This is a genomic window from Nonomuraea antri (genome assembly GCF_013283785.1).
Lineage (GTDB): Bacteria > Actinomycetota > Actinomycetes > Streptosporangiales > Streptosporangiaceae > Nonomuraea > Nonomuraea antri.
In genome coordinates this window covers 1-7,085 of the sequence record NZ_JABCPZ010000358.1, presented here as the reverse complement: position 1 = coordinate 7,085, position 7,085 = coordinate 1, and the positions used below count along the sequence as shown (strand labels likewise).

At 73.5% G+C, this 7,085-nt stretch carries 8 protein-coding genes and 1 pseudogene; 3 read left to right on the top strand and 6 right to left on the bottom strand.

Going from position 1 to position 7,085, the window contains the following annotated elements; genetic code table 11:
- The coding region (locus HII36_RS52005; RefSeq protein ID WP_173530820.1) for an FAD-dependent oxidoreductase at positions 1–459 on the top strand (459 nt) is incomplete at its 5' end.
- A gap of 3 nt (positions 460–462) precedes the next feature.
- Here the strand turns inward: HII36_RS52005 and HII36_RS52000 are convergent.
- The 5 genes and pseudogenes from HII36_RS52000 to HII36_RS51980 all read right to left on the bottom strand — a co-directional run bounded on the left by HII36_RS52000 (position 463) and on the right by HII36_RS51980 (position 4,254).
- Positions 463–711 (bottom strand): DUF4190 domain-containing protein, encoded by a 249-nt coding sequence (locus tag HII36_RS52000; RefSeq protein WP_173530819.1) that lies wholly within the window; start codon positions 709–711, stop codon positions 463–465.
- A gap of 198 nt (positions 712–909) precedes the next feature.
- Positions 910–1,887 (bottom strand): amidohydrolase family protein, encoded by a 978-nt coding sequence (locus tag HII36_RS58440; protein ID WP_173530818.1) that lies wholly within the window; start codon positions 1,885–1,887, stop codon positions 910–912.
- A gap of 76 nt (positions 1,888–1,963) precedes the next feature.
- Positions 1,964–2,476: pseudogene (locus tag HII36_RS59420) on the bottom strand (amidohydrolase family protein); the annotation flags it as partial.
- Positions 2,477–2,640: 164 nt separating this feature from the next.
- Positions 2,641–3,513, bottom strand: coding sequence for a neutral zinc metallopeptidase (locus HII36_RS51985; protein ID WP_173530817.1), 873 nt, complete (start codon positions 3,511–3,513; stop codon positions 2,641–2,643).
- Between the two features lie 66 nt (positions 3,514–3,579).
- Complete coding sequence (locus tag HII36_RS51980; RefSeq protein ID WP_173530816.1) at positions 3,580–4,254, bottom strand: DUF2306 domain-containing protein; 675 nt, start codon at positions 4,252–4,254, stop codon at positions 3,580–3,582.
- Positions 4,255–4,428: 174 nt separating this feature from the next.
- On the opposite strand from HII36_RS51980, the gene HII36_RS51975 reads away from it, so the two are divergent.
- Together HII36_RS51975 and HII36_RS51970 are read left to right on the top strand one after the other, a co-directional pair.
- Positions 4,429–5,154 carry a TetR/AcrR family transcriptional regulator gene (locus HII36_RS51975; protein ID WP_173530815.1) on the top strand — a complete coding sequence of 242 codons (726 nt, stop codon included), beginning with the start codon at positions 4,429–4,431 and terminating at the stop codon, positions 5,152–5,154.
- Positions 5,155–5,232: 78 nt separating this feature from the next.
- On the top strand, positions 5,233–5,691 hold the full coding sequence (locus tag HII36_RS51970; protein ID WP_173530814.1) for a flavodoxin family protein: 459 nt from the start codon (positions 5,233–5,235) through the stop codon (positions 5,689–5,691).
- On the opposite strand, the gene HII36_RS51965 is transcribed toward HII36_RS51970, so the two are convergent.
- Positions 5,678–6,823 (bottom strand): NAD(P)/FAD-dependent oxidoreductase, encoded by a 1,146-nt coding sequence (locus HII36_RS51965; RefSeq protein WP_173530813.1) that lies wholly within the window; start codon positions 6,821–6,823, stop codon positions 5,678–5,680. The genes HII36_RS51970 and HII36_RS51965 overlap by 14 nt on opposite strands.
- Between the last annotated feature and the right edge of the window lie 262 nt (positions 6,824–7,085).

The following is a 7,085-nucleotide window of genomic DNA, read 5'->3' as shown; positions in this document are numbered from 1 at the left end:
GCCCACCCGCTGGCCGAGCTGCGCCGCCGCTTCGGTCACTGGGCCTCGCCCGTACCCGAACTGCTCGCCCAGGCCCGCGAGGACGACCTCGACTTCTTCGGCCACCACTGGCAGAAGGTACGCAAGGTGTGGGGCAAGGGCCGCGTCACCCTGCTCGGCGACGCCGCGCACCTCATGCCGCCCACCCTCGGCCAGGGCGCCAACCAGACCTTCGAGGACGTCTGGGTGCTCGGCCGCGAGCTGGCCAGGGCGGGCGGGGGAGACGACGTGGCGGACCGGCTGCGCGCTTATGAGGCGGCCCGCTATCCGCACGTGTCGCTGGTCTCCCGGCTGGCCAGGCGCAGCCCGGCCAACTGGCGCATCCCGCCGCTGATCGGCCGCAGGTTCCCCGAGACGTCGCAGAGCGGGCTGCTGGCCCGCTTCAGCAACCGGCTCACCGCCGCCGCCGCGCGGGCGTGACGCCTAGGAGGAGGCGTAGATGAGCAGGCCGATGCCCCAGAGCACCATCGCGACGTAGCCGAGCACCAGCCCGGCCGTCGCGAGCCCGCGCCCCTCCAGTCCCTCACGGTCGATCTCGGCGATCGCGCTGTGCCCCACGATCACGGTGAGAATGCTCAGGATCCCGCACAGCACCAGGCTCACGATGCCCAGCACCAAGGCCGCCGTCGCCTTGCCGCTGCTGCCCTGATAACCACCGGACGAATACGTCAACGTCCCTCACCACCCATCCCCCAAGCCGCGAATCGGTTCACTCGATCCAACTGGCTGGGGGATTTCGGGTACCGGCCTCATGCCGAATCGTTCTGACGGCGCGCGATCCGGCGGCCGGGCGGCTCCACCCGGTCTCACCAGAGACGACGGCGCCCCGGCGGGTGCCGGCGCCATAACGACCCGGCATGACCCCGCTTCTCAGTGCGGCCGGCCCGCGACCCACGTCCCGGTCACGCGGGTGGCGTCGTCGAACGGGTCGCCGTCGCACACCGCCAGGTCCGCGACCTCGCCCGGGGCGATCCCGCCCGCGCCCGGCGCGCCGATCGAGGCGGCGGCGCGGGTCGTGTACGCCGCCACCGCCTCGCTCCGGCCGATCGCCTGCTCCGGCTGGAGCGTACGGCGGACCGCCACCCGGAGGTTGGCGAGCGGGTCGAGCGGCCCGCAGGGGTGGTCGGAGCTGAAGATCGGCGGGGTGCCCGACTCGGTGAGCAGCCGCGCGCCCGCGATCGCCAGATACCGGTCCAGCCCGGTGGCCGCGAACTGGCCGCCGAACCTGGGCACGAATCCCGGCTGCACCGCGGCCCGCGCGCCCGACCGCGCGATCAGGTCCGCGGTGCGCCGGTCGAGCCCGGTGAGATGGTCGAGCACGGCCGGCGTGCGTACCTGGATCAGCGCCCGGGCGGCCTGCTCGGCAGCGAGGTTGCCGAGCGCGTGCACCCGCACCGCGAACCCCGCCTCGGCGTACCCGGCCAGCACCCTGATCAGCTCGTCGTCGGTGAAACGGAGGTAGGGGAGCGTGATGCCGCCCCGGGCGAAGGCCATCTCGCGGCCCATGCCCTCCCTGATCGGCCCGAACGCGCGCCGCCTGAGCGCCTGACGCACGGTGCCGCCGATCATGCCGGGTAACGCCGTCCCCGGCACGCGCAGGGCGCAGCGGTCGGCGCCGTCCAGGAAGATCTTCACCTCGCGCCCGGCCTGACCGTACGGCCCCTCGGGCGCGCCGCCCGGTCCGGCCGGCGGGTCGAAGATCCCGTCTTCCGGCCCGGTCACCCAGGACAGCCGCAGCGGGGTCCGGCCGGCGAGTGCGAGCATCCGCTCGTGCGCGGACGGCGGGACGTACGGGTCGTGCGCGTGCGTGATCCCGTACGCGAGGTGCCTGCGTGCCTCGGCCGCCACGGCCTCGTCGTCCCCGGCGGGGCCGCGACGCGGCCAGCGCCTGCCGCAGCGCGACCCCGTAGGCGGCCTCCCAGACCTCGCCGGTGGGGCGGCCGCGCCGGTCACGCGTCACGTCCTGACGCTCGCCGCGCACCAGCGGCAGCACCGGGCTCGACACCGCTCCCCGGTGCAGGTCGACCCCGCTGACCAGCACCTTGCGCCCGGGGGCCGCCTCGTCCAGCTCGGCGGCGGTCGGCAGCCGTCCCTCGGGCCAGTCGTGCAGTGACGCGTTCCAGAACAGCAGCCACCCGTCTCCAGGCTCTGCGGCGGCCAGCCGGACGGCGTGCAACGCGTCACGCAGCCCACGCCACCCGGCGGCGTCGACGCCGCGCGACTGCCAGGCGGCCACGGTGAGGTGGGTGTGCGTGTCGACGAACCCCGGCAGCACGTGCTTGCCGCCCAGGTCCAGCACGGCGTCGCAGCCGGTGACCGCGGGTTCGCCGGTCCCGGTGGCCTCGATCAGGTCGTCGGCCACGAGCACCCAGCCGGGCGTGGGCAGGCAGTCTTCGCCGCGCCAGACGGTCGCGCCGGTCAACAAGGTTCGCCCCATAATCGGCAGACTCTAGCGCCGCCGACGGTTCGGAAACCGGTCGGGAACGGAGCGGGAACCGGTTCGGGAAACGGAACGGGGGCGGGGCCTGTTCGGCCCCGGCCCCCGGAGTTCACGTGGTGGTGATGGTGCGCCGTCTGGCGGAATCTGCGCGGCGCACCGACTTACGTGGTGTAGCGCGTGGACACGGCCCAGGTGTTGCAGGAGCCGGGCGCGCCGCTGTTGTAGCCGCGGGTCATCCAGGCGGCCTGCGTCGGCCCGCGGCCGTGGTCGTTCTGCGGCCAGGCCTTGGCGCCGTTCTTCCTGAACCAGTCCACGGTGTAGTCCCAGTCCGCCTCCGTGAACAGCCCGCCGCCCCGCATGGTCGACATGAACACCGCGGAGAAGCACTCGGCCTGCAGCTCGGAGTTGCGGGACAGCTGCAACTTCTGGGCCCTGCTCGCCCTGGAGGCGGCCGGCCAGTAGTAGGCCCAGATCCTGGAGATCTGCTGGACGTGGTGGCCGTACTCGTGGGCCATCAGCCGGGTGATCCCCAGCGGGAACGGCCGGCGCAGCTCGGTCTTGCTGATCAACATGTACATGGTGCGGTCACCGGAGCAGTAGAAGCCCTGGGCGCCGACGCTCCACCGGCCGCAGGCCGTGTTGACCTTGCTGGTGACGATACGCAGGCGCGGCTTGGAGAACGGCATCCGCGCCTTGCGGAACTGGGCGCTCCACGCCCGGTTCAGGCAGTCGGTCACCCGGGTCAGGAAGCGCCGGTAGGCGTTCGTGCTCCCGGACGGCAACGATCCGGGCGAACAGTTGACGTTTGCCAGGCGACCGGTCTTGTAGATCCGGTTCGCGGTTGCCAGCCTCTTGTCGGCGGCCAGGCTCTGCGCTGCGCCGGCGGCCTGCACGGACGGGAGGGCGATCTGCTGGGCCTGGACGGGAGCGGCCGACGCGGTGGCGGGTCCGGTGAGGACGAACACCTGCGAGGCGGCGGCTACGAGGAACGCCAGACCGGCGCCCGCGAGTCTGCTGAGAGGGATGTGGTTCATAGGATCCCACAGACTAGGTCAAGTCAGGGCAAACTGGTGAGCAATTGCCGGTTTCTTCCGCATCGTTCACCCCATGTGCACCTCTGGTCCCCGGCGTCCGCGCACCGCGGGCCGGACCAGGAACCACTCGGCCACACCCGCGCTGACCAGGATCGACGCCCAGACCGAGGTGGTGTAGACGTCGTCGAACGACAGCCACTCGTACCGCGACCGCACCGCCAGCCCGGTCAGGAGCAGAACGCGCAACACCACCGCGGCGAAGGAGAGCGCGTAGTTGCGGATCATCCAGACCCGGTGCAGCGGCACCTGCCCGCGCCTGATGGCCAGGTACGCCCGGGCCAGCGAGTACAGCCAGGCGGCGGCCAGCAGGTAGAAGGCCACCTGGGCGGGGAACCCGCTGACGCTGAACGTGGCCGACAACACGGCCGTCACCGCCGCGATCACCACGTTGACCACGTACACCCGCCCCACCACCCGGTGCAGCCGGGGATGCCTGGCACGCAGCGCGGGCACGAACTGGAGCGGCCCGAGCAGCAGGAGCAGGCTCGCGGGCACGGCATGGCTGACGAGGTAGAGGTGGTGCAGCACGACGTCGGGGTTGAGCGGGATCCTGCTCAGCGACGGGTCGCCGGTCAGGTACGCGGACACGCTGTACAGCGCGAAACCGGCCGCGGGCACGGCGAACGCCGTCCAGGCGGCCCAGCGGGCGCGGCGGGTGGTGGGGAATCTGACTGCGGGCATGGCGGCTCCCAGGGCTGGCCCTGCTGAAGGGATACGGGGGAACTCCTGCGCACGCGGACGAACCCGGCGCGGCAGGACGAAGAGGCGAGGTCGCCGTGCTTCACGCTAGCGAGGCGCATGTGGGTTTGGCAGTGTTAGTTTTACTTGACACTGTCAGGCGGATTCGGGGGACGCATGCGGCCGGACGACGAGATGCCGTCCCTGCGGCAGCGGCGGCGCGACGTCGCCGTCGGCGAGATCCTGAGCGCGGCCGAGCGGCACATCGCCGAGCACGGGCCGGCCGGGCTGTCGCTGCGCGCGGTCGCCCGCGATCTCGGCATGACCGTGCAGGCGCTCTACCACTACTTCCCGAGGCGCGACGACCTCGTCACCGCCCTGGTCGCCAAGGCCTACGACGACCTCACCCACGCCGTCCGCGCCGCCGACGCCGCCGCGCGGGACCAACCCGGCCTGCCGCGCCTGGTGGTCGCCGCCGAGGGCTACCGCCGCTGGGCCATCGACCACCCAGAACGCTTCCAGCTCATCTACGGCACGCCGCTGCGTCACTACGTGGCGCCCGCGAAGGGCGCGACCACCCAGGCCGTGCGCCGCATGAGCCGGATCTTCCGCCAGGCGTTGTTCGACGGCTGCACCGCCGGGCAGCTGGCCGCCTGCGACACCGCCGAACTGTCTCCCGGGCTCCGGGCGCACCTGGAGAGCCTGCCGGCCGACGGCCTGGGAGCGCTGCCCGCCCCGGCCGCGGCGCTGTTCCTCAGCACGTGGGGGCACCTGCACGGGCTCGTCGTGCTGGAGGTGTTCGGGCACACCACGTTCCTCGGCGACCACCGGGCCGAGGTGTTCCGCCTGGCGATGCTGAACCTGGTGGCCGACGCCCGCCGCCGCATCCCCGGCGCCAGCTGAGCGGGCGCGGCTGAGCGGGCGCGGTCGAGCGGGCGCGGTTGATCGGGCGCGCGGGGGCCCGCGTGAGAGGATCGCTGGGTGCCGCGCCGCCTGCTCATCGTGCATCACACCGCCTCGCCGACCCTCCACGAGCTCTTCGAGTCCGTACGCGCGGGCGCCACCACCGACGAGATCGAGGACGTGGACGTGGTCACGCGGGCCGCGCTGCGGGCCACCGCCGTGGACGTCCTGGAGGCCGACGGCGTCGTCCTGGGCACCCCGGCCAACATCGGCTACATGAGCGGCGCGCTCAAACACTTCTTCGACACGATCTACTACCCGTGCCTGGAAGAGACCCGGCGGCTGCCGTACGGGCTGTACGTGCACGGCAACAACGACGTCGCCGGGGCGGTGCGCGGGGTGGAGTCGATCACCACCGGGCTCGGCTGGGAGCAGGCGTGCCGGCCGGTGACGGTGATCGGCGCGCCGGGCAAGGACGACCTGGCGGCCTGCTGGGAGCTCGGCGCCACGCTCGCCGCGACGATCAGCCCCGGCTGATCCCGCGATCGAGCGCCGCGTCCCCGAGTCGCGGCTCGACGTCGGGGAACGAGCCGTCGCCGAACAGGATCCGCGCCGCCAGCGCCCGTCCGGCCCGGCCGCGCAGCGCGTGCACCGCGGCCTCCGCGGCGGCGGCCGAGCGCAGGCCGCCGAACGCCCGGCGCAGCAGCAGCCGGCCGCGGAACCTGCCGCGCAACGCGGCTCCGTCGTACCCGGCCAGCACGCGCTGGTCGCCGGTGCGCAGGTACTCGGCGGTGACCGCGGCGGCCAGCTCGGACATGCGCAGGCAGGGATCCAGCCCGCCCGCGGTCAACGGCGACACCGCGCCGGCCGCGTCGCCGACGAGCAGCCCGGCGGGGCAGGCCAGCCGCCGCAGCACGCCGCCGACCGGGATCGGGCCGCCCCTGCGCTCGACCGGCCCGGCCGGGACCGGCCGGCCGGGGGCGTCGGCGGCGAAGGCGTCCAGCAGGTGACGGACCCCGGCGCGCATCGCGTCCGGGTACCCCGCGACGCCGACGTGCGCGTGCCGCCCGTCGTCGATGACCCACGCCAGGTACCCGGGGGCGATGCGCGGGTCCAGCACGCAGTGGAACGCCGGCGGTCCCGCGCCTGGCGCGACCGGGTGCACGATCTCCGCGCCGACCAGGAACCGGGTGTTGACGTCGAGGCCGAGCGCCCGCGCCACCCGGGAGTGTGCGCCGTCCGCGCCGACGACGAAGCGGGCCGCCACCGGGTCAGCGCCCGCGAGCTCCACCCGTCCGCCCGCCGCGCCGACGAATCGCACGCCCAGCAGGACCCGCGCCCCGGCCGCCTCCGTGGCGCGCCGCGCGTGCGCGTAGACGGCGGCCATGTCCGCGACGCGGTATTCGTCCCTATCGCTGGTGAGCCTGATCGGCGCCCGCCGCGACGGCGGATACAGCAGCACGTCACGGACGCCAGGCCCGAGCAGATCACCGGGCAGGTGGAAGTCGTCGAGCGTGCGCCGCACGAAGATCCCCGTCGTCCGGATGCCTGCCGACAACGACCGGCGCCGCTCGACCACCAGCACGTTCAGCCCGCGCCCGGCGAGCAGCCCGGCCGTACGCAGCCCGGCCAGGCCCGCGCCCACGACCAGGACGTCCACTGTCCGCATACCGTCGGACGCTAGGCGCGATCGGCCGCCAGGGCGACGATCTGCACCGTACCCGCCCGGTACCTCTACACCGTCGCCACAACCGCGCGCCCCGCCCTACCAGGCGCCGCCGCCACCGTCACTGCTGGAACCACCCGAGCTGTCGGAGCTGCCGGAACTGTCTGAGCTGTCCGAGCTGTCGAAGTCGTCCGAGGAGCCGGAGAAATCGAAACCGCCGCCGCTGCCGCTGCTCCAGGAGTAGTGATGACGGCGACGCCGGTAC

Coding starts and splice junctions, on each gene's coding strand:
- HII36_RS51965 (WP_173530813.1), bottom strand. CDS start 6,823: ATGCGGACAGTGGACGTCCTGGTCGTGGGCGCGGGCCTGGCCGGGCTG.
- HII36_RS51980 (WP_173530816.1), bottom strand. CDS start 4,254: ATGCCCGCAGTCAGATTCCCCACCACCCGCCGCGCCCGCTGGGCCGCC.
- HII36_RS51975 (WP_173530815.1), top strand. CDS start 4,429: ATGCGGCCGGACGACGAGATGCCGTCCCTGCGGCAGCGGCGGCGCGAC.
- HII36_RS51985 (WP_173530817.1), bottom strand. CDS start 3,513: ATGAACCACATCCCTCTCAGCAGACTCGCGGGCGCCGGTCTGGCGTTC.